The 21403-nt window shown below is 72.7% G+C and carries 21 protein-coding genes; 5 read left to right on the top strand and 16 right to left on the bottom strand.

Features of this window, described 5'->3' with window-relative positions:
• Position 1: 1 nt before the first annotated feature.
• From ACQY9S_RS15555 to ACQY9S_RS15540, 4 genes are all read right to left on the bottom strand, one after another.
• Complete coding sequence (locus tag ACQY9S_RS15555) at positions 2-1255, bottom strand: FIST signal transduction protein (RefSeq protein WP_428420808.1); 1254 nt, start codon at positions 1253-1255, stop codon at positions 2-4.
• A 20-nt stretch (positions 1256-1275) separates the two neighbouring features.
• Positions 1276-2004, bottom strand: a complete 729-nt coding sequence (locus ACQY9S_RS15550) for a PhaM family polyhydroxyalkanoate granule multifunctional regulatory protein (protein ID WP_428420806.1) — start codon at positions 2002-2004, stop codon at positions 1276-1278.
• Positions 2005-2115: 111 nt separating this feature from the next.
• On the bottom strand, positions 2116-2598 hold the full coding sequence (locus ACQY9S_RS15545; protein WP_428420805.1) for a retropepsin-like aspartic protease family protein: 483 nt from the start codon (positions 2596-2598) through the stop codon (positions 2116-2118).
• A 7-nt stretch (positions 2599-2605) separates the two neighbouring features.
• Positions 2606-3589: a fumarylacetoacetate hydrolase family protein gene (locus tag ACQY9S_RS15540; protein WP_428420803.1), complete on the bottom strand. Its 984-nt coding sequence runs from the start codon at positions 3587-3589 to the stop codon at positions 2606-2608.
• Between the two features lie 166 nt (positions 3590-3755).
• Between ACQY9S_RS15540 and ACQY9S_RS15535 the strand changes: the two genes are divergently transcribed.
• Complete coding sequence (locus ACQY9S_RS15535) at positions 3756-4955, top strand: DUF3108 domain-containing protein (RefSeq protein ID WP_428420801.1); 1200 nt, start codon at positions 3756-3758, stop codon at positions 4953-4955.
• A 78-nt stretch (positions 4956-5033) separates the two neighbouring features.
• Entirely contained in the window at positions 5034-5312 is a 279-nt protein-coding gene (locus ACQY9S_RS15530; RefSeq protein ID WP_428420799.1) for a BTH_I0359 family protein, read from the top strand.
• A gap of 7 nt (positions 5313-5319) precedes the next feature.
• Here ACQY9S_RS15530 and ACQY9S_RS15525 read toward each other — a convergent pair whose 3' ends face one another.
• Entirely contained in the window at positions 5320-6564 is a 1245-nt protein-coding gene (locus tag ACQY9S_RS15525) for a zinc-binding metallopeptidase family protein (RefSeq protein ID WP_428420798.1), read from the bottom strand.
• Positions 6565-6764: 200 nt separating this feature from the next.
• On the opposite strand from ACQY9S_RS15525, the gene ACQY9S_RS15520 reads away from it, so the two are divergent.
• A complete protein-coding gene (locus tag ACQY9S_RS15520; RefSeq protein ID WP_428420796.1) occupies positions 6765-7523 on the top strand; it encodes a class II glutamine amidotransferase in 759 nt (252 codons plus the stop codon).
• A 159-nt stretch (positions 7524-7682) separates the two neighbouring features.
• Positions 7683-8858 (top strand): DUF4382 domain-containing protein, encoded by a 1176-nt coding sequence (locus tag ACQY9S_RS15515; RefSeq protein WP_428420794.1) that lies wholly within the window; start codon positions 7683-7685, stop codon positions 8856-8858.
• An 88-nt stretch (positions 8859-8946) separates the two neighbouring features.
• On the opposite strand, the gene pyrF is transcribed toward ACQY9S_RS15515, so the two are convergent.
• Positions 8947-9783 carry an orotidine-5'-phosphate decarboxylase gene (pyrF, locus tag ACQY9S_RS15510; protein WP_428420793.1) on the bottom strand — a complete coding sequence of 279 codons (837 nt, stop codon included), beginning with the start codon at positions 9781-9783 and terminating at the stop codon, positions 8947-8949.
• A gap of 14 nt (positions 9784-9797) precedes the next feature.
• Positions 9798-11168, bottom strand: a complete 1371-nt coding sequence (purB, locus tag ACQY9S_RS15505; RefSeq protein ID WP_428420791.1) for an adenylosuccinate lyase — start codon at positions 11166-11168, stop codon at positions 9798-9800.
• 149 nt (positions 11169-11317) lie between these two features.
• On the opposite strand from purB, the gene ACQY9S_RS15500 reads away from it, so the two are divergent.
• A complete protein-coding gene (locus ACQY9S_RS15500; RefSeq protein ID WP_428420789.1) occupies positions 11318-11938 on the top strand; it encodes a glutathione S-transferase N-terminal domain-containing protein in 621 nt (206 codons plus the stop codon).
• A gap of 51 nt (positions 11939-11989) precedes the next feature.
• Here the strand turns inward: ACQY9S_RS15500 and ACQY9S_RS15495 are convergent, their stop codons facing one another.
• From ACQY9S_RS15495 to ACQY9S_RS15455, 9 genes are all read right to left on the bottom strand, one after another.
• Complete coding sequence (locus ACQY9S_RS15495) at positions 11990-13507, bottom strand: sensor histidine kinase (RefSeq protein ID WP_428420788.1); 1518 nt, start codon at positions 13505-13507, stop codon at positions 11990-11992.
• Positions 13504-14232 carry a response regulator gene (locus ACQY9S_RS15490; RefSeq protein WP_428420786.1) on the bottom strand — a complete coding sequence of 243 codons (729 nt, stop codon included), beginning with the start codon at positions 14230-14232 and terminating at the stop codon, positions 13504-13506. The genes ACQY9S_RS15495 and ACQY9S_RS15490 overlap by 4 nt, the downstream gene beginning before the upstream one ends.
• Before the next feature lie 110 nt (positions 14233-14342).
• Positions 14343-16007, bottom strand: a complete 1665-nt coding sequence (locus ACQY9S_RS15485; RefSeq protein WP_428420784.1) for an FMN-binding glutamate synthase family protein — start codon at positions 16005-16007, stop codon at positions 14343-14345.
• 50 nt (positions 16008-16057) lie between these two features.
• Positions 16058-16900 (bottom strand): anti-sigma factor family protein, encoded by an 843-nt coding sequence (locus tag ACQY9S_RS15480; protein WP_428420782.1) that lies wholly within the window; start codon positions 16898-16900, stop codon positions 16058-16060.
• 11 nt (positions 16901-16911) lie between these two features.
• Positions 16912-17436, bottom strand: coding sequence for an RNA polymerase sigma factor (locus ACQY9S_RS15475; RefSeq protein WP_428420781.1), 525 nt, complete (start codon positions 17434-17436; stop codon positions 16912-16914).
• Positions 17437-17456: 20 nt separating this feature from the next.
• On the bottom strand, positions 17457-17891 hold the full coding sequence (locus ACQY9S_RS15470) for a COG4315 family predicted lipoprotein (RefSeq protein WP_428420780.1): 435 nt from the start codon (positions 17889-17891) through the stop codon (positions 17457-17459).
• Positions 17892-17947: 56 nt separating this feature from the next.
• A complete protein-coding gene (locus ACQY9S_RS15465) occupies positions 17948-18844 on the bottom strand; it encodes an alpha/beta fold hydrolase (RefSeq protein WP_428420779.1) in 897 nt (298 codons plus the stop codon).
• A gap of 5 nt (positions 18845-18849) precedes the next feature.
• Complete coding sequence (locus tag ACQY9S_RS15460) at positions 18850-19041, bottom strand: hypothetical protein (protein WP_428420778.1); 192 nt, start codon at positions 19039-19041, stop codon at positions 18850-18852.
• Positions 19042-19599: 558 nt separating this feature from the next.
• Positions 19600-21402 carry a nitric oxide reductase activation protein NorD gene (locus ACQY9S_RS15455; protein WP_428420776.1) on the bottom strand — a complete coding sequence of 601 codons (1803 nt, stop codon included), beginning with the start codon at positions 21400-21402 and terminating at the stop codon, positions 19600-19602.
• Position 21403: the final 1 nt, after the last annotated feature.

The following is a 21403-nucleotide window of genomic DNA, read 5'->3' as shown; positions in this document are numbered from 1 at the left end:
GTCAAGCCGCCGCAGTGAACACCGTCAGCACCCCGGTGTAGCCGTAGAGATGGCGGTGGCCGATCTCGCCCGCGGCGAAGAAGCCGACCAGCGGCACATCGCCCAGTGCATGCCGCAGCAGCTGCAGCTCGGCCGACGGCGCCCCGAAGTGCGGGCCGCCGCGGCCGGTGCAGCTCATGTAGAGCGCGCCGACGATCTGGCGGCCCCCGGCGGCCACCGCGTTCGCGCTGCCGTCGGCCCGCAGCGCCAGCGCCGCGGGCTGCGCGGCGAGCGACAGTTCCTCGGGTTCGAGCGTGCTGCGGATCTCGGTGGCGATGCGCACCAGGTCGCGCCGCGCCGCCTCGGTGTCGCGCCGGCAGAAGGCGAGCTGCTGGCCGGCGGCCGCCGTGTCGGCGATCGCGATGCCGCGGCGCTGCGGGTCGATGCCGATCAGGTGGCGCACGCGGGTCTCGGTGCCGAAGGCGTGGCGCCGCGGTGCCGTGACGAACTCGCCGTGCTGGACCGCGGTGTCGCTCAGGCCGACCAGCGTGCTGCGCAGGCGCGGCAGCGCCTCGCGCGGCGTGTGTTCGTCGGCGCCGAGGTCGCTCAGCAGGCAGTCGAGCGCCGGCTGGTCGTCGAGCTCGTAGACCACATTGCGCTCGATCCGCGTGATGGCCCGCACCGGGCCCACCGGCTGGCAGCCCTGGGTGATGCGCGAGACGATCGCCACGTCGGCCGTGAAGGCCACGCCCGACAGTCCCCCGGTGAACACCCCGCCGTCGCCGGTATCGGCGGCGATCGTCAGCGTGCGGTTGCGGGCCGAGCCGAGACCGCCGAACAGGTAGCCGCTGTCGACGCGCTCGCTCAGCTCGCCGATCAGTTCAGCCAGCTCGGGCGTCGACGGGTCGGCATGCACCAGCGCCGTGTGCGGTGTGAAGCCGGCGTCGCCCTGCAGCGGCCGGCGGCCCGAGAACACACGGAAATGCGCACGCGGCAGCGGCGCCAGCATCACTGCCAGCCCGGGTTCGTCGAAGTACTCGACGCCGCTGGCGCAGATGCCGATGCCGACGGTGCCGACCCAGTCCGCGCCCGGATAGCGTTCGCGCAGGGCCGCCAGCAGCGCTTCGGCCGCCGTCGCGTGGTGGTCGGTCAGGTAGCACCAGCCCAGCGTCGGCGCCGGCCGGCCGGCGAGCTGGGCGTCGAGCTGGGCACACACCAGTCCGAGCGCCAACCGGGCGTCGGGGTGGGTGGCGTGGGCGTGGACGAAGGCTTGCATTGCGGTCGGCGCAAGCCGCTTCAGCGTCGGCGTGCCGCCGCCTTGCGTGCCGGGGCGGCCTTCTTCGCCGCGGCGCCCTTGCCGGCGGCCTTGGCCGGGCGTGCCGCGCGCTTTGCCGCATTGCCGGCCGCTTCGGCGGCCTGGTGTGCAGGCGCCATGCCGGCTTTGAGGGTCTGCTCCGCGGCATCGAAGCCCTGCTTGACCAGCTTGCCGGCCAGCTGCTGCGCGGAATCGGCGGCCACGTCCTTCATCGTGCTCGCGGCCAGCTGCGTGAACTGCTTGGTCAGCGCGCCCCACCACTGGGTCGGGTCCACGACACCGGCCACCGGCGCCGCAGCGGCCTTGGCCTTGGTGCGCGAGGGCGCCGGCGCCTTGGCATTGGGCCACGCCGCCGCCGGCGCCGCGTCGGCCTCCACGGGCGCCTCGTCGACCTCCTCCGCGGCCTCGGGCAGCTTGATGCGCAGCGACTCGCGCAGGTCGGCCACCTGCACGTTCATCGTCTTCAGCGTCGACAGCGTCATGCGCTGCACTTCGAGGGCCTGGATCGTCGCACCCAGCATGCGCGCGTTCTGCTCGAGCCAGAACTGCACGGTGCGCAACTCCTCGATGCGCTTTTCCAGCTCCTCGGGGTTCAGCGTCGGCGCGACCCACTGGCCGATGTTGGGCAGCACCGAGCCGGCGTTCTTGACCAGGCCCTGCAGGAAGTCGAAGCCCGGGACCAGTTTCGCGAAATCGGGGGTGGCAGTCATTGGCGAGCTCCTCGTTGTTGTCGGTCGCGGTGGACGAGCATTGTGCGGCGAGGCGCCGCGCTTGTGCTGTGCTCGCGGTAGGCAAGAACCCGCCTCGATGCGGCGATCCCGCTATGCACCCGCTTCGATGCGCAGCACGCCGCCCTGCTGCTGCCAGCGCAGCCGCCCCAGCACGTCCGTGCCGAGCAGCGGCTTGTCGCCGAGCGCCGGCAGCACCACCAGCGGCAGCCGCTCGACGCGCACGCCGCCGCCCAGCACCAGGTCGGCTCGCGCCATGTGGCCGCGCACCACGCCGCCGGCGGTGCTGGAGTCGACGCGGCCGATCGCCTCGAGCTGCAGCTCATCGGCCAGCGCAGCGGAGATCGCGCTGCGCGTCGCGCCGGTGTCGACCAGGAAGTCCACCGCGCGGCCGTTGAGCCGCGCCGGCCAGTGGTAGTGGCCGTCGTCGCCGCGGCGGATCTCGATCACGCCGCCCTCGTGCGAGAAGCGCGCGCGCTGCTGCTGCGCCTCCAGCGCACGAAAGCCGAGGAAGACCGCCAGCCCCAGCAGCAGCCAGACGGTGGCGATCTTCAGCGTGCGGGGGAATTCGGTCACGGCCGCCTCAGCCCGGCGCCGCCACCGCCTGCTCGATCGCGCCGAACACGCTCAGGCCGTCGGTGCCCTTCATCTCGATGCGCACCGTGTCGCCGTACTGCATGAACTCCGTGACCGGCGCGCCGCCCTCGAGGGTCTCGATCGCGCGCTTCTCGGCGATGCAGCTGTAGCCCTTGGACCAGTCCTTGTTGCTGACCGTGCCGCTGCCGACGATGCTGCCGGCGCGCACCCGGCGCGTCTTGGCGATGTGCGCGATCAACTGGCCGAAGTGGAAGCTCATCTCGGGTCCGGCCTCGCACAGGCCGACCTTCTTGCCGTTCCAGTGGGTCTGCAGCGTGAGGTGCACGCGCCCGCCTTGCCAGGCCGCACCCAGCTCGTCGGGCGTGACGGCGACCGGGCTGAAGGCGGTGGCCGGCTTGCTCTGCAGGAAGCCGAAGCCCTTGGCCAGCTCGGCCGGGATCAGGTGGCGCAGGCTCACGTCGTTGGCCAGCATCAGCAGGCGGACCGCGTCGATCGCGGCCTCCGGCGTGGTGCCCATCGCCACGTCGCCGGTGATCACCGCGACCTCGCTCTCGAAGTCGATGCCCATCTTCTCGCTCGGCACCACGATGTCGTCGCGCGGCCCGAGGAAGTCGTCGCTGCCGCCCTGGTACATCAGCGGGTCGGTGTAGAAGCTCTCGGGCACCTCGGCGCCGCGCGCCTTGCGCACCAGCTCCACGTGGTTGAGGTAGGCCGAACCGTCGGCCCACTGGTAGGCGCGCGGCAGCGGCGCCATGCACTGCGCCGGCTCGAAGGCGAAGGCATGGCGCGCCTTGCCGTGGTTGAGCGTCTCGTACAGGTCCTGCAACTGCGGCGACACGAAATTCCAGTCGTCGAGCGCCTGCTGCAGGCGGCTGGCGATGCCGCTGGCGTAGTGGGCCAGGCCCAGGTCGCGGGAGACGACGACGAGCTGGCCGTCGCGCGAGCCGTCCCGGTAGGTGGCGAGTTTCATGGGGCGCTGTTCCTCGGTGCGCGACGGGACGCTCCCGGCGAAGTTTCGATACAGTGAATCGGCTCCGTGATTGTAAATTTGACCGCATGCGCTCCCTCTGCCTTCCATCCGTGCCACCGGCACGTGCCGCCGCACCGGGAGCGCCGTTGGGGGGGAGGCGGCGCCGATGAGACGGCGCCGCCTGCCCCTGCTGGCCGGCCTCGGCGTCGCGCTGCTGCTGCACGTCTGGGCGATCGGCGGGCTCGGTCTGGCGGCGCCGGCGGGCACCGCGCCGGTGGCCGCGCCGCGCCCCGTGCTGGCCCTGGCCGTGGCGCCGGAGCACACGGCGCCGCGGGAGATGCCGCCGGCCGTTGCGCCGCTCGTGCCCGCCGTGCTGCTGGCGAGTGCCGACCCGCCGGTGTCGCTGCCGGTCCGGGCCGCGATGACGTCGGTCCCGGTGGCCACGCCGTCACCGGGGCGCAAGCCCCGGCCGGCGCCGCTGTTGCCGCAACAGGACGCAACGCCGGTGGCGCCGGTGGCCGACGAGCCGGCGGCCGAGCGGCACGCCAGTTCCGAGCGCGCGCCAGCGATGCAGGACGCGAACGATGCCGCCCCGGCCGATGCGGCCCCCGCGCAGGCCGCGCCGCCCCGGCTGCCGGACGGCCTGTTACTCGCTGCCGCCGCCACCGCGACCCCCGCTGCACTGGCGGCGCCCCCGGCGGCGCCGGCCATCGACGTCGCCACCGCGCCGACCTACCGCACCCGCATCCCGGCGGCCGCGCGGGTCGACTACCGGCTCAGCCGCGGCGCCATCACCGGCAGCGGTGAAATCGACTGGCAGCCGCAGGCCGGCAGCTACGTGCTGCGGCTGGAGGGCCGCGTGCCCATCATCGGCACGCTGATCACGCAGACCAGCCGCGGCGGCTTCGACGCCGCCGGGCTGGCCCCGGAGCGCTACACCGACCGGCGCCTGCGGCGCGGTGAGCAGGCGGCGAACTTCCAGCGCGCGGCCGGCAGGATCAGCTTCTCGGGCCAGAGCCCCGAACTGCCGCTGATGCCGGGGGTGCAGGACCGCTTGAGCGTGATGCTGCAGCTCGCCGCGATCGCCAATGCCTGGAACAAGCCGCCGCTGAGTGGTGAACATCTGCGCATCCAGGTGGTCGGCGCGCGCGGCGACTCGCACGTCTGGTCGCTGCGTTTCGAGGGCGTGCAGCCGGTCGAGACGCCGGGCGGCAGCGTGCGGGCGCTGCGTTTCCTGCGCGAGCCCGAGAACCCGCAGGACACGCGCGCCGAATTCTGGCTCGACCCGGCCCGTCAGTACCTGCCGGTGCGGGCCCGGCTGACGGACGGCAGCAGCGACGCCTTTGAACTGCTGAGGGTGAATTGAGTCCAATGGCCGAAGCTGCACGCTTGCTGGCTTGAAAGTTGCGTCGAACGCACCATCTGGCTCTCAAAGGGGAAGTCCATGCAGATGCTCTACAACTCCGACAGTTTTGCGGTGGTGCAGTTCGAGGTGGCGTCCGCCGGGCCGGATCTCCGTGACGGCGTGCCCGGGCTGACGCGGGGCGGCTACGAGATCGTCGACAAGTTCGCCCGCAAGGAGATCTTCATCGAAGGCGCGCTGGCGGCGAGCTTCCGCGAGGGCGTGGACGCCTTGATCGAGACCTCGCCGTCCGAGGAAGAGATCGACGCCTATGTCGCTCGCTACGCGGCGCTGATGCAGCAGCCGCTCGTGCTGCACTGACGTCGGGTCACGCCGCGGCGGGCGGAATCACGGCGGCGGGTGTCGGGGCTTCGGCCGGGGGCTCGACCGCGGCGTCGATCGGGGCCGCGAGTTCCGTCGCCGCCCCCTGCACCACCAGGTGCACGAATTGCAGCTTCGCCACCACCGGCCGCGGCAGCACGAAGGGGTAGAAGTCGTGCTGCCCCATGCTGCGCGACAGCTCGTTGAGCACGCTGGTCAGCGCGACCCAGTCGTTGACGAAGGCCAGGAACTCGGCAGCGCCCGGGTCGTCGGGGCGCCACAGCACACTGGCGTCGAAGGGCTCGATCTCGATCGCCACCGCGCGGGCGTCCAGGCCGAAGCTGAGCGCCGTGTCGTGCGTGTCGACCATGTGCAGGTAGTGCGCCCAGGTCTCCGCCCAGTCCTCCCACGGGTGGGTGCTGGCGTAGCTGCTGACGTGGCGCTGTGCCCAGTCGGGCGCCGGGCCCTCGACATAGTGCCGCTGCAGCGCGGCCGCGTAGTCCGCGCGCTCGTCGCCGAACAGCTCACGGTAGCCATCGAGCCAGGGCGTGCCGGCCACCAGCCGGTCCCAGTAGTAGTGGCCGACCTCGTGGCGGAAGTGCCCCAGCAGCGTGCGGTAGGGCTCGCGCATCGCGGCGCGGGTGCGCTCGCGCACCGCGTCGTCGGCCTCTTCGAGGTTCAGCGTGATCAGGCCGCTGGCATGCCCCGTCATCACGGCGGGCGCGCCGGGCTGTGCGGCGAGCACGTCGAACATCAGCCCGCGCTTCGCATCCATGTCGTCGCCGGCGGCCCGCGACGCGACCGGCAGCCCGAGCGAGATCAGCTGCGACACCAGCCTGCGCTGCGCGAGCTCGATACGGCGCCAGAGTTCGGCGTGGTCGGGCTGCGTGAGATCCGGAATGGTGTGGTTGAGCCGGCAGGCCCGGCACAGGGGCTGGAAGCTGCCATCGGCCGACGCCGCCACCAGCCAGTTGCAGCCGGCGACGGTGTCGAAGTTGCCGCAGCGCCGGTAGAGCGTCTGCGGGTCGCCGTCCGCGAGCCAGGTGCGCTCCTGCGGGCCGGGCTCGAGCGCCAGCACCTGCCCGCGCTCGGCTTCGTAGCCAAGCGCGGCGCCACAGCCGTTGCACAGGCTGTTGCGAAAGAACACCGGCCGCCCGCAGCGGCAGCGGTAGCTGCGCGGCACGCGCGGCATCGCCGACGGGGCGGTGCCGTGCGGGGGCGCAGGGGGCGGCGTCTCGGGCACGTCGGTCATCGGGGGCTCCGCGGCCGCCGAGGGGCCGCTGCAGACCAGTCTGCCATGCAGGGGCGATCGCCGCACGGCGCGCGCAAGGCCCTGGTCACGGCGACATGCCGCGTTGCGGCCCCTGCAACGCTTGCGATACTTGCTGCCGGCAGCACCGTGCCCGCGGGCGCTGCCCTCGTGACGCCGCGCCTCCAACCACCGACCTTCCCATGTGCCAGCTGCTCGGCCTGAACGGCAACACGCCGACCGACATCGTGTTCAGCTTCACCGGCTTCGCGACGCGCGCGGTCGAGCACCGCGACGGCTTCGGCATCGCCTTCTTCGAGGGCCCCGGCGTGCGCTGCTTCGTCGACCACCACAGTGCGAGCGACTCGCCGGTGGCCGAGATGGTCCGGCGCTACCCGATCCGCAGCCGGCACATCATCTCGCACATCCGCAAGGCCACGCAGGGTCGGGTGGCGCTGCAGAACACCCACCCCTTCGTGCGCGAGCTGTGGGGCCGCTACTGGGTGTTCGCGCACAACGGCGACCTGAAAGACTTCCACCCCAAGCTGCACGCCGCCTTCCACCCGGTCGGCGACACCGACAGCGAGCGCGCCTTCTGCTGGCTGCTGCAGGAACTGGCCAAGAACCACGCCGCGCTGCCGAGCGTGCGCGACCTGACCGAGACGCTGCGCGAGCTGGCGGCGCCGGTCGCCCGCCACGGCAGCTTCAACTTCCTGCTCAGCAACGGCGACGCGCTGTGGGCGCACGGCTCGACGCGGCTGCACTGGCTGCTGCGCCAGCATCCCTTCCACGACGCGCGGCTGCAGGACCAGGACCTGACGGTGAACTTCGCCGAGCACACCACGCCGAACGACCGCGTGGTGGTCGTCGTCACCGAGCCGCTCACGGCCGACGAGACCTGGCATCCCTTCGCGCCGGGCGAGCTGAAGGTGTTCCAGGACGGCCGGCTGCTGGACGCATGAGCCCGCTGCACTGGTAACAACCGTACCGCGATGCACGGCGCCCACCGGATCTGCGTTGCGCATTGACACCGATGCGCTTGCGCTTGCGATCCAGATCGCGGAGGCTCCTGATCGCCGCCGCCGGGCAGCGCGGACCCCAACAAGCCAAGGAGCGAGAACATGCCGAGCCGACTCTTCACCGCCACCCTGCGCCGGTGGCACCTCGGGCTGGCACTCGGTGCTGTCGCGCTGCTGGCTGCTTGTGGTGGCGGGGGCGGCGCGGAGGCGGGCCGCCTCAGCGTGCGGCTGACTGACTCGCAGGGCTGCAGCTACAAGCAGGTGTTCGTCACCGTCGAACGCGTGCGCGTGCACCGCAGCGCGACGGCGGCCGATGACGACGGTGGCTGGCAGGAGCTGCTGCTGTCGCCGACGCTGCGCGTCGACCTGATGACGCTGCGCAACGGCGTGTTCGAGGAGCTCGGCACGCTGCCGCTGGATGCTGGCGACTATTCGCAGGTGCGGCTGGTGCTCGGGAGCAATGGTGCGAGTGCGCCGTTCGCGAACCAGCTGACACGGGCCGACGACAGCGTGGTCGCATTGAGCACGCCGAGCGGCCAGCAAAGCGGCCTGAAACTGAACCTCCACGTGACGATCCAGCCTGGGCAGCTCGCCGAACTGGTGCTCGACTTCGATCCCTGCAAGTCGGTCGTCAAGGCCGGCAACTCCGGCAACTACAACCTCAAGCCGGTGATCACCGCGTTCGCCGAGCCGGTCAACGACATCGAGGGCCACACCCTCGCGGGCGCGGTCGTCAGTGCGCAGCAGAACGGGTCGAGCCTGAAGTCGACGGTCGCCGGGAGTGACGGACGTTTCGTGCTGTGGCCGGTGGCGGCAGGCAGCTACGACCTGGTGATCACCGCCGACGGGCGGGCCAATGCGGTGCTCAGCGGTGTGACCGTCACGAGCGGCACGACCGTCGTCAGCGCAGCGGGTACGCCCCTCGTGCCGGCGGCGAGCGGCAGCTTCCGCAATGTCTCGGGCAGCGTCGCCACCGGTGCGACCGAGATCGACGCCGCGGTCAGCGCGCTGCAGCTGCTGAGTGGTGGCACGGCGATCGAGGCGGCGGCCACCCCCGTCGACGCGCTGACCGGTGCTTATGCCTTCTCGTTGCCGACCGCTGCGCCCGGCAAGGCCGACTGGGTTGCGGGCACCCTGTCCTACAGCTTCAGCGCGGACGCGCCGGTCGCGGGCCTGTACAGCGTGCGTGCCACGGCGGTGGGGTTCCCGGCGGCGAAGGAGGCGGCGGTGAACCTGGGCGCCGCGGACGCGACGGGCGTGGACTTCGTCTTCCCTTGATCCGGCCCACCGACGGCCGGTCGTGGCCCATGCGCTGCTCGTGCTGAGCGGTGCGCGGCTGCGCGTGCAGACGCTGCGCGCCGGGGCCTCAGCGCGCCGCGTTGAGCGCCGCGCGCGTGGCCTGCGCGACGCGCCGCGCCGCGCTCGCGAACTCCGCGTCGTGGCCGGCGTACAGCACCGCACGCGACGAGTTCACGACGACCGGCGCGCGTGTCTGGTGCTTGTCGCCGCGCCAGGCTGCCTTCACCGTGGCTGCCGCATCACCGCCCTGCGCGCCGACGCCGGGGATCAGCAGCGGCAGCGTCGGCGCGAGTTCGCGCACGCGCGCCAGCTCCGCGGGGAAGGTCGCGCCGACCACCAGGCCGAGCTGGCCGGTGGTGTTCCACGGCCCCTGCGCCAGTTGCGCGAGGTGCTCGTACAGCCTGGGCGTGCCGTCGACATCGGCCAGGCGCTGGTTCTGCAGGTCGCTGCCGCCGAGGTTGGAGGTGCGGCACAGCAGGATCGCGCCCTTGCCGGGCCAGCGCAGGTAGGGCTCGACCGAGTCGAAGCCCATGAAGGGCGACAGCGTCACCGCGTCGGCCTGGTAGCGCTCGAAGGCCTCGCGTGCGTACTGCTCGGCGGTGCTGCCGATGTCGCCGCGCTTGGCGTCCAGGATCACCGGCACGTCGGGCGCCACGCGGCGGATGTGCGCCATCAACCGCTCCAGCTGGTCTTCGGCGCGGTGCGCGGCGAAGTAGGCGATCTGCGGCTTGAAGGCGATCACCAGGTCCTTGGTGGCGTCGACGATGCGGGCGCAGAAGTCGTAGATGCGCTCGGCGTCACCGGTCCACGGCACCGGGAACCTCGACGGCTCGGGGTCCAGCCCCACGCACAGCAGCGAATCGTTCAGCCGTTCGGCGGCGAGCAGTCGATTGCGAAAGCCCATCGGTGCGGTCCTCGTCAGGCGATGCGGCGGGCCAGCTCGGCCGCCTTGCCGGTGTAGTTGCCCGGCGTCAGCGCGCGCAGGCGCTGCTTCTCGGCCTCGGGCAGCTCCAGCGTCTCGATGAAGGTGGTGATCGACTCGCGGGTGATCGCCTTGCCGCGCGTCAGCTCCTTGAGCCGCTCGTAGGGATTGGGCAGGCCGTGGCGGCGCATCACGGTCTGGATCGGCTCGGCCAGCACCTCCCAGGCGGCGTCGAGGTCGGCCGCGAGCGCGGCCTCGTTGACCTCGAGCTTGCCGAGGCCGCGTGCCAGCGAGTCCCAGCCCAGCAGCGCGTAGCCGAGCGCCACGCCCATGTTGCGCAGCACGGTCGAGTCGGTCAGGTCGCGCTGCCAGCGGCTGATCGGCAGCTTCTGGCTCAGGTGCGCGAGCAGCGCGTTGGCCAGGCCGAGGTTGCCCTCGGCGTTCTCGAAGTCGATCGGGTTGACCTTGTGCGGCATTGTGCTCGAGCCGATCTCGCCGGCCTTGAGCTTCTGCTTGAAGTAGCCCAGGCTGATGTAGCCCCACATGTCGCGCGACCAGTCGATCAGGATGGTGTTGGTGCGCGTCACCGCATCGAACAGCTCGGCCATGTAGTCGTGCGGCTCGATCTGGATCGTGTAGGGGTTGAACGCCAGGCCGAGCTGCTGCTCCACCACGCTCCGGCTGAAAGCCTCCCAGTCCACGTCGGGGTAGGCCGACAGGTGGGCGTTGTAGTTGCCGACCGCGCCGTTCATCTTGGCCAGCAGCGGCACCGCGGCGATGCGCTGTCTCGCCGTGACCAGGCGCGCCACCACGTTGGCGATCTCCTTGCCCACCGTGGTGGGGCTGGCGGTCTGGCCGTGGGTGCGGCTGAGCATTGGCAGGTCGGCGAACTGGCTTGCCATGCGCGTGAGCGTGGCCACCAGGCCGTCGAGCGATGGCAGCACCACGCCCTCGCGCGCCGCGCCCAGCATCAGCGCATGGCTGGTGTTGTTGATGTCCTCGCTGGTGCAGGCGAAGTGCACGAACTCGCCCGCCGCCTGCAGCTCGGGGTGGCCGGCGAATTTCGACTTCAGCCAGTACTCGACCGCCTTCACGTCGTGGTTGGTGGTCTTCTCGATGTCCTTGATGGCCTGCGCATCCGCTTCGGCAAAGCCGCTGACCAGCGCGCGCAGGTGAGCGCGGGCTTCGCTGCCGAGCGGCGCCAGTTCAGGCAGCCCAGCGTCACTGAGGGCGATGAACCACTCGACCTCGACCTGCACGCGGCGGTGCATCAGGCCGAACTCGCTGAGCAGCGGCCGCAGCGCGGCGAGCTTGGCGGCATAGCGGCCGTCGAGCGGCGAAAGGGCGGTCAGGGCGGTCAGGTCCATGGGGGAACGGTCGGTCGGGCAAACGTGCCGCACGGGTGGCAGGGAGCTTGCAATTGTAGGAGGGGCCTCGCGCCACACCCCCTACGGAACGCCACGGTCCGGTCGAGGTGGCTCGCTAGAATCGTTTCGCAGCCTCCACCCCACCCCACATGAAACTCATCGGTTCCCTCACCAGTCCCTACGTTCGCAAGGTCCGCGTCGTGATGGCCGAGAAAAAGCTCGAATACAAGTTCGCGCTCGACGACGTGTGGGGGCCGCAGAGCACGATTTCCGAATCCAACCCGCTCGGCAAGGTGCCCTGCCTCGTGATGGAGGGCGGCGAAGCGGTGTTCGACTCGCGCGTCATCGTCGAGTACCTCGACATGCTGTCGCCCGTGGCGCGGCTGATCCCGCCGTCGGGCCGCGAGCGCATCGAGGTGCGCACCTGGGAGGCGCTGGCCGACGGCCTGGCCGACGCGGCGATGCTCGCGCGCCTGGAGCAGACCTGGGCCGGGCGCAGCGACGAGCAGCGCAGCGGTGCCTGGGTCGCGTGGCAGATGGCCAAGGTCGACGCCAGCCTGCAGGCGATGAGCCAGGGCCTGGGGGACCGCCCGTGGTGCGGGGGCAACCATTTCACGCTGGCCGACATCGCCGTCGGCTGCGCGTTGGCGTGGCTGGAGTTCCGCTTCCCGCAGATCCCCTGGCGCGACGATCATCCGTCGCTGTCCAGGCTGCTCGACAAGCTGGTCCAGCGACAGAGCTTCATCGACACCGCGCCGCCGGTGGCCTGAAAGATAGCGCCCCGGCCCGCTCCCGCCAGCGGGAGAGGAAGAGTAGAAAGCTCAAGCCGCCGCGGTCCCCGGCACCGGCAACTCCAGCGTCACCGCCCAGCCCTCCGGGTGCGGCCCGCTGTCGAGCCGGGCCGACAGCGCCGCGGCGCGGCGCTGCATGTTGGCCAGGCCGCGGCCCCCGTGGACGAGCGACGGCGGCACGAACAGCGGCATCTCCACCTGCGCCTCGCTCATGCGCTGCTGCAGCCCGTTGTCGATGACGGCCAGCACGAGCCGCTGCGCGCCGCGGGCCTCGAGCCGCAGCCACACCACGGTGGCATGGGCATGCTTGATCACGTTGGTGAGCGCCTCGCGCACGATGCGCAGCACGTGCAGGGTCTCGGCCGCCGGCAGCTCCACTTCGCTGGCCGCGTCGTCCACCTGCCACACCAGCCGCACCCCGGCCGCGCGCAGCGAGGGTTCGACGCGAAAGCGCAGCTCGGCCAGCGCCTCGATCAGCGGGCGCTGGTCGGTCTCCAGCGAATCGAGCGCCAGCCGCAGCTCGACCAGGCAATCGTCGAGCGTGAGCTTCAGGTCGCGCAGCGGCTCGTCGACGCTGCGCGGCTCGCCGCCCGGCGGCGGCAGCGACTGGCGCTCGACCTGCGAGGTCAGCGCCATCGCCGCGACCAGCCGGCCGCCCAGGCCGTCGTGCATTTCGCGCAGGATGCGGTCGCGCTCGGCCAGCACGGCCTGCTGGTGCTCGCGCTGGCGCGTGCCCTCGAAGGCGAGCTGCAGTTCGCGCTCCTTCTGCGCCACGCGGTCCTGCAGCTCGCGGTTCAGCGATTGCAGCGCCGTGTGCGAGCAGGTGAATTCGTCGACCAGCAACCACGCGACCACGGCGAGCAGCAGCAGCGCGGCCGGGTGACTCCAGGCCGCGGCATCCGGCACCCACAGCACGCCCACGCCGACCGCGAGCCCGAGCGCGGTGGCCGCGCTCAGCAGCACCGCCGCCGTCGTGCGCTCCTGCCAGGCGGTCCGGCACAGCAGGGCCAGCAAGCCCGCGACGACGGCCAGGCTGCCGATCCGCAGCAGCGTGTTCAGCGCCGGCACGTCGAGCAGCACCGCCGCCGCACCGAGCGCGAAAGCGAGCGCGGCCCAGGCCAGCAGCGCCCGGCGCACGCGCGGCGTGTTGCGGCCCACCGTGGCCAGCGCATACAGCCCGGCCAGCGCCGCGATCCAGGCCAGCGAGGCGTTGAACACGATCGCGGCGAGCGGGGCCCAGCCGCTGCCCGCCAGCGCCAGGTCGTTCTGCCAACCGCACTGCCGCGCCGCCCACAGCAGGCTCGCGGCACCGAAGCAGGCGTAGGCCGGACGCTGCGCGCGCCAGGCCAGCAGCAGCGCCAGCGCGCCCATCACGACGGTGGCGGCGCCGATGACCCAGGTGTCGCGCTGCGCAGACGCCGCGGCCGCGGCCACCGCATCCTGCGCGGCGGCGGCCCGCCAGACGATGCTGCCGGCGGCAAGCCCCAGGTGGTCGAGCCAGGAGCGTGCCCGGCCGGCACGCGCCCGCTCGTGCCGGCGCGGCCTCACGCCCAGCGGGGGCGGGACTGCGCCTGCACGGTGGCGCGGGCACGCTGCCCGAGTTGCAGCTTGCGGTAGACGTTGCGCACCGCGGTCGCGACGGCGCGCGGCGTGGTCAGCAGGCGCTCGGCGATCTCCTCGCCGACATAGCCCTGCGCGACCAGGCGCAGCACCTCGTGCTCGCGGGCGCTGACCTCGTGGTCGCGGCGCGAGGGTTCCTCGAGATCCATCATGCCGGTCTCGGACGCGCCGCTGAACTCCGAGAAGCCGGAATCGCGAAAGCTCGAATCGCTGAAGCCGTCCTCGCGGAAACGCTTGAGCAGGTGGCGGGCGATCGCCGGGGAGATCGGCGACTCGCCGCGCGCAGCCTGCTCGACGGCACGCACCAGCTCCTCGGCGGTGCAGCCCTTGAGAAAGTAGCCGTCGGCGCCGGCCTCGATCGCCTGGATCACGCGCGCCTCGTCGCCGAACACCGAGAACACCAGGATGTGCGGATGCCACACGCCGTCGATCGCCGGCGCGTGGCTCAGTTCGCCGATCAGCTCGGTGCCGTCGCCGTCGGGCAGGCCGAGGTCGGACAGCAGCACGTCCGGGCGGCACTGCGGCAGCTCGATGCGCGCCGTGCCGAGCCGGCTGGCATGGCCGACGCAGCGGATGCCCGGCGCCTCGTTGAGCGTGTCGCGCACATGCTGAGACACCAGCGGGTCGTCTTCGACGAGGTAAACCTTCAGCACGCTTTTGTCTCCTGGGCGATCCGTTTTTTTCGGTGAACCGGCCGATTGTCTGCGCAGCCTGGCCGTCCGCGCACCCGCGTTCGGGGGCCCGCTGCCGCCAGCTTAGCCGCTCAGGCCGCCGCCGTCGCCAACGGATCGGGCTGGTGCAAGAAGGAATGCGCACTCGCGCGCGGCCAGTAGAGGCGGAACACCTGGTGCGGCCAGTCGGCGTCGCCGCGCTCGGCGGCCAGCAGCGCGCCCGGCCGCACGAAGGGCAGCAGCGTCGCGAGCAGCTTCACCTCGTGGTCGGCCACGCGGCGCACGATGTGGGCCGCGGTGATCTCGCGCGGATGCTGCAGCCCGGCGGCCTGCACCAGCTCCTTCAGCGCGCGCAGCGTCTCCTGGTGGAACATGAACACGCGCTCGCTCTTGGTCGGCACCACCAGCGCCTTCTGGCGCTGCGGGTCCTGCGTGGTCACGCCGGTCGGGCAGTGGCCGGTGTGGCAGTGCTGCGCCTGGATGCAGCCCAGCGCGAACATGAAGCCGCGCGCGCTGTTGCACCAGTCGGCGCCCAGCGCCATCAGCCGCGCGATGTCGAAGGCGCTCACCACCTTGCCGGCGCAGCCGAGCCGGATGCGTTCGCGCAGGCCGATGCCGGTCAGCGTGTTGTGCACCAGCAGCAGACCCTCCTGCAGCGGCGCGCCGACGTGGTCGGTGAATTCCAGCGGTGCCGCACCGGTGCCGCCCTCGGCGCCGTCGACGACGATGAAGTCGGGCAGCAGGTTCGTCTCGCGCATCGCCTTCGCGATCGCGAACCACTCCCACGGGTGGCCGATGCACAGCTTGAAGCCCACCGGCTTGCTGCCCGACAGCGTGCGCAGCCTCTCGATGAACTGCAGCATGCCGACCGGCGAGTCGAAGGCGGCGTGCCGCGACGGCGACACGCAGTCCACGCCGACCGCCACGCCGCGCGCCGCGGCGATCTCCGGCGTCACCTTCGGGCCCGGCAGCACGCCGCCGTGGCCCGGCTTGGCGCCCTGGCTGAGCTTGAGTTCGATCATCTTCACCTGCGGGTCGCGCGCGGCCTCGGCGAAGCGCTCCTCGCTGAACGAGCCGTCGTCGTGGCGGCAGCCGAAGTAGCCCGAGCCGATCTCCCAGATCAGGTCGCCGCCGTGCTCGCGGTGGTAGCGGCTGATCGAGCCCTCGCCGGTGTCGTGCGCGAAGCCGCCGCGCCTGGCGCCGGCGTTCAGCGCCAGGATGGCGTTCGCGCTCAGCGCGCCGAAGCTCATGGCCGAGATGTTGAAGATCGAGGCGCTGTAGGGCTGCGCCCGCTCGGCCCCGATCGTGACGCGGAAGTCGTGGCCCGCGATCGTGGTCGGCGCGATCGAGTGGTTGATCCACTCGTAGCCCTCGGCGCTCACGTCGCGCTGGGTGCCGAACGGCCGCTTGTCCGGATCGCCCTTGGCGCGCTGGTAGACCAGCGAGCGCTGCTGGCGCGAGAACGGCGCGGCCTCGTTGTCGCCCTCGATGAAGTACTGCCGCATCTCCGGGCGGATGAACTCGAAGAAGAAGCGCAGGTGGCCGATCACCGGGTAGTTGCGCAGCACCGAGTGGCGCGACTGGCGCACGTCGTGCACGCCGACGACCACCAGCGCGATGAAGGTGAGCGTCCACAGTCCGCCAGTGCCGGTGACCACCCACACGAAGGCGCCGAGCAGGGCGCCGACGGCGCAGGCCAGCCACACGAAGTAGCGGATCGGGAAGTGTTCGTTCAGGCGCAACAGCCAGGCGGGCATGACGGGTTCCTCGGGGCGCGGTGACCCGGGGATGCTAGCCCCGCCGCGTGTCAGTGGGCCGGCCCGCCGGGCTGAGGGTTTCCACCGGCGCCGGGCAGCCCGGCGGGTGCTTCGAGCTGCCGGTACACCGCCGTCGCCAGCGCCTGCAGGCGGGCCCGCGGCAGGTCGGCGCTCAGCGCATAGCCCTGCCGGCCGTCGACCCAGTAGAAGCTGTGCGTCGGGCCATCGCCGCCCCACTGGAAGGCGGCGGGGGCCGAGGCGCCGGGCGCGGCCGCGCTGCCCAGCACCGACACGTACAGCGTTGCGCGCCGTCCCTGCGCGTCCTCGTACATGAACTGCGCGCGCGCCTGCCCGGCCTCGCCGGGCAGCAGCCGGCCGCCGACCAGCCGCAGCCCCTCGTCGTCGAGCACCGGCACGCGCAGCGGCGCGCCCAGCCGCTTCGACAACCACTGCACCAGGTGCGCCTGCTGCGCTGCGTCCACCTCGACCGGGTGGCGCTGCTCGGGCACGTAGACGGCGTGCGCGGCCATCGCCTCGCGCACGAAGCCCGGCGCCGCCGCCTGCGCCGCCACGGCCGGCGGCCGGCGCCACTCGGCCGCGCCATAGCCGAGCAGCGCGCCGAGCGCCAGCAGCAGGCCGGCCGCCAGCGCCTCGAACCGTCGCGCGCGGCGCGGCGGCGCGATCAGCGCGCGCGCCAGGTGCGGCGGTGCCGGCTCGTCCAGCAGCCCGGCGTGCAGCGCCTGCAGCCCCGCGCGCTGCGCCTGCCAGGCGGCCACGCGCGCCGCCTCGTCGGGGTGCGCGGCCAGCCACTGCGCCACCTCGGCGGCACGCCGGGGCGCCAGCTGGCCATCGACCCAGGCGTGCAGCTCGGTCTCGCCGGGTCGTGTGTCCATCGGGCCGTCCTTCACTTCACCACCTTCAGCGCCGTGCGGGGTGCCGGCGCGCCGTCCATCAGCTGGCGCAGTTGCTCGCGCGCCCGCGCCAGGCGCGACATCACCGTGCCGACCGGCACGCCCAGCATCTCCGCCGCCTCGGCATAGGCGAACTGCTCCACCGCGACGAGCAGCAGCACCTCGCGCGCCGCCGTCGGCAGCAGCGCCAGCGCGCGCTCCAGGTCGAGCCGCACCACCGTGCCCGGGGTCGGATCGTGGCGCGGTTCCAGCGCCGCGTCGAGCTCTGTGCTCGGGTGGGCGGCCGACTGCCGCCACTGGTTGGCGTGCAGGTTGTGCATCAGCGCGAGCAGCCAGGCGCGCAGCGCCGCCTGCACGTCGGCGCCCGGCGCGCCGGGCGGGCGCCACAGCGCCCACTTGCGGCAGGCGCGCTCCAGCGTGTCCTGCACCAGGTCGTCGGCGCGCGCCGCATCGCCGACCAGCAGCCGCGCATAGCGGCGCAGGCGCGGAATGTGGGCGATGGCGTCGGCGATGTCCAAGGCGGCGTGTGCAGAGGCACCTAGGGCGTGGCGGCGTGCCACACGCCATTGACGCCGTCGCCGGTCTTGTCGCCCGGCTTGGCGTCCTTGGCCCAGTAGTACAGCGGGCGGCCCTTGTAGGCCCATTGCCGCGTGCCGTCGTCGCGCGTCACCACGCTCCAGTCGCCGCTGGCCGCGTCGGCGGCAGCGGCGGCGAGCGGCGGCCAGTTGGCGGCGCAGGGGCCGTTGCAGACGCTCTTGCCGGAGCCGGCCGCGTCGCGGTCGAACACGTACAGCGTCATGCCGTTGGCGCCGGCCAGCACGCCGTCGGCCGCCTTGGCCGGCGCCGCGGCATGCGTGCCGTAGGAGCTGCCAGCGGAGGAAGACGTGCCCGAGGCACTGCCGTAGCCGGCGCAGCCGGCAACGAGCGCAGCGATCGGAGCGAGCGAGCAGAAGAACAGGGTCTTGCGGTTCATGGAGCCTCCGGGGGGTGTCTGTCGTGGTGAACAGTCCGGCCCGCCGGTTTATTCCGTTACCCGCCAAAAAAATTCTGCAGCTCGGTCGCCGTCAGCGCCGGCAGCTCCTCGGGGATGAAGTGCCCGGCCGGGACCGCATAGCCGCTCACCGCGCCGCTGCAGACCGCCTGCCAGTCGGCGATCGGCTGGAACAGCCGCGCCACCACGCCGCGCGCGCCCCACAGCACGCGCAGCTCGCAGGCCACGCGCTGGCCGGCCTTGCGGCTGGCGCGGTCGTGGTCGAGGTCGATGCCCGCTGCGGCGCGGTAGTCCTCGCAGGCGCCGTGCACGCCGTCGGGGTTGCAGAAGCCGCATTCGTAGTCGGCCAGCGCCTCGGGCTCGATGAACCCAATGCCCTTGCTGCCCCAGCTGCCCAGCGTGTGCCGCAGGTACCAGGCCGGGTCGGCGCCGATCTGCTTCTCAGGCAGCGGCGCGGGCTGGATCAGGTAGAACCAATGGTAGTAGGCCTGCGCGAAGGCCATGTCGGTGCGCTCGTACATCGTCAGCGTCGGCACGATGTCGATCACGCACAGCTTGCGCACCGCCTTCGGATGGTCGAGCGCGAGCCGGTGCGCGACGCGCCCGCCGCGGTCGTGGCCGGCGACGAAGAAGCGTTCATGCCCCAGCGCGTGCATCAGCCCCAGCACGTCGGCCGCCATCGCGCGCTTGCTGTAGTTGGCGTGGTCGTGCGCGCCGGGTGGCTTGGCCGAGCGGCCGTAGCCGCGCAGGTCGGGCATCACCAGCTGGTAGCGGTCGGCCAGGCGCTGCGCCACGCGCTGCCAGATCGCATGCGTCTGCGGGTAGCCGTGCAGCAGCAGCAGCGGCGGTCCGTCGGCCTTGCCGCCGACGCGGGCGAACAGCGTCACGCCGCCGATGTCGAAGCGGCGCGCCTCGAAGCCTTCGAACCAGGCCATGGCATTCAGGCGCTGCGCCCCGGTTCGTTCTCGTCGAACCAGCGCACCGCGGCATCGAGGTCGGGCACGCGCGTGTAGAAGTCCAACGCGAGCTTCGGGTCCTTCACGCGCAGCATGCTGTGGTTCAGCGTGAAGCCGCGCATCGCGGCCGAGGCCTGCTCGCAGACGCCGGGCTGGTGTTCGGTGGTGAAGCTCATGGGGGGCCTGTCACGGGGGATAGGGGGTGGGCCTGGGCATGATGCCGCAGCGCGCCGAGGCGATCGCGGTGTGCAGCCGTTCACCCGCCTCAGATCACTCAGCGTTCTTTGGCTCGTTGCGGTGTCCAGAACGCTGCCTGTCAAGCGTCAGCGCAGGCGCTGCGCCGTGTCGCTGTGTTGCGTTCATGTCCCCCGGTGTCGGCCTCACGGCCGCCCCCTCCTCCTTTACTTCACTCCACACAACGACCCGCCCCAGCGCTGCCACCACCGCGGTCCGCCTGGGCTTGAATACCTGCACAGACGGCGATGGTGCGTGCTGGTGAGGGCGCCGGGTGAGCGGCGCAGCGAAGTAGAGGAGGAGGGGGCGGCCGTGAGGCCGACACCGGGGGACATGAGCGGAGTCGTTCACTCGGCGCCCTCGCCAGCACCGCGCGGTGCTTGCAGGCGGCCGGCCGATGGACGATGGACGCGTCGACCCTCAGAAACGACCCATGCACACGAACCGCTGCAAGGAGCCCTGGCCCAGGCTTCAATCGGATGCGTTCGAATGCATGCCGTTCAGCAGTCAGCCGCCGCCCGCGCCAGCGCCGCCGTCAGCGCGCCCGGATGCGCGGGCAGGCTGTAGCCGCCGGCGCCGAAGATGCGTCGCAGCGCCGGTGCCGCCGCCGGGTCGAGCCCGACGCAGCGCACCGTGATGCCGCGCCGCGCCGCGGCTTGCACCGCGCGGCGCGCGTCGTCGATCAGGTAGCGCGGGTCGTGCGTGTCGATGTCGTGCGGCTCGCCGTCGCTCACCAGCACCAGCGTGCGGTGCGTGGCGCGCTGCCGGCGCAGCAGCGCGGTCGCGTGGCGCAGCGCGGCGCCGAGCCGCGTCGACAGGCCGCTGGACAACGCGCCGAGGCGGGCGGCTGCGTCGGCATCGAGCGCGTCGTCGAAGTCCTTCAGCCGCCGGTAGTGCACCGCGCCGCGGCCCTCGGAGCAAAAGCCGTGGATGGCGCAGGCATGGCGCGGCCCCTGCGTGCCGCAGGCCGCCTGCCAGGCCGCGGCACGGGCGGCGCGCAGCAGGCTCACGCTGTCTCCCGCTCCCGTGCCCATGCCGCCTGCTGCGCCCCGCGCCGGGCCCGCGCTGGACGCCGACGCATCGATCAGCCACAGGCTCGCACGGCGCCCCGCCGCGCGGGCGCGGCGCCGGTGCACGCGGTCGTCGGGCGGCAGGCCGGCGCGGCTGGCGGTCGCGGCCTGCGTCAGCGCGTCGAGGTCGAACTCGTCGCCGTCGAGCTGGCCTCCGCGGGCGGGTGGTGCTGCGGCGCGCGGCTGCGGCGGGCCGCGGCTTTCCGCGGGGGCCAGGGCGTCGCGGGTCAGGAGGGCGAACACCTCGCGGGGCGGCGACGAGTGCGCCTCGTGCCCGGGCGGCAGGCCCGGCGGCGCGAGCGGCCGGGTCTCGATCACGGTGCACCAGCCGGGCCGGTGCCGCGCGATCAGCCGGTCCCATTCGGGGTAGCTGTAGCGGGCGGCGGCGGCCGGCACGCGCTCGCGGTCCGGCGCCGGGCCGGCCGGCACGGGCGTTTCGTCGGGGCGGGGCGCGGCGGCCTCGGGCGCGGCGCGCTCCTGCTCGGGCAGCCACAGCCAGCTGTTGTCGTCGCGGTAGCTCGGCTGCACCAGGTAGTCGCGGGCGTTGAAGCCGGCCCGCAGCTGCCCGATGTCGTGGCCCAGCCGCGCGGCGAGCGTGCGCAGGGCCGCGGTGTGCGGCACCGCGAGCACCTGCCCGTGGTCGTCGAGGAAGAACAGCCGGCGCCCCTTCGCGACCCAGGGGTGCGGGTCGCCGTAGCCGGGGTCGAGCAGGCTGCGCGCGAGCCGCCGCATCAGCGCCTCGAAGCCGTCGCCCAGCGCGGGGCCGGCGTCGTGAAAGCGCAGCCACAGGCGGCGCAGCCCCGGCAGTTCGCGGCAGGCCAGGTGCTCCACCCGTGCGTCTTCCAGCAGCCCCACCAGCGCCTGCACCACCGGCCCGCTGCCGGCGCGCGACAGCGGCTGGCTCGCATAGGCCCGGTGCGCGGCGGCGTGGGTCGCCGCGGCGCGGTACCAGTCGCGCGCCTGCGCCTCGTCGGCGCCGTCGTGCGCCGCCAGCGCCACCGCCGCCGGCAGGTGCACGCCCTGCAGCGACAACCACGGGCGGCACGGCGGCGCGGCCTGCGGCCCCGGCGCGCCGGTGGCCAACGGCGGGGCTGTGCGCCACAGCGTGCGCAGGTAGGGCGCGAGTTCGGCGCGCAGCGCGGCGAGTGCCAGCGCCGGCGGCGCCGCTGCGGCTGCGGTGGCGTCGGGCCACGCCGGCCGGCTCGCTGCAGCGGCCGGCGCGGGCCCGTTCATG

Source organism: Methylibium sp. (assembly GCF_965279545.1).
Classification (GTDB): Bacteria; Pseudomonadota; Gammaproteobacteria; order Burkholderiales; family Burkholderiaceae_C; genus Methylibium.
Note: the sequence above shows the minus strand (reverse complement) of the source record. Positions and strands in the feature narration are given on the sequence as shown.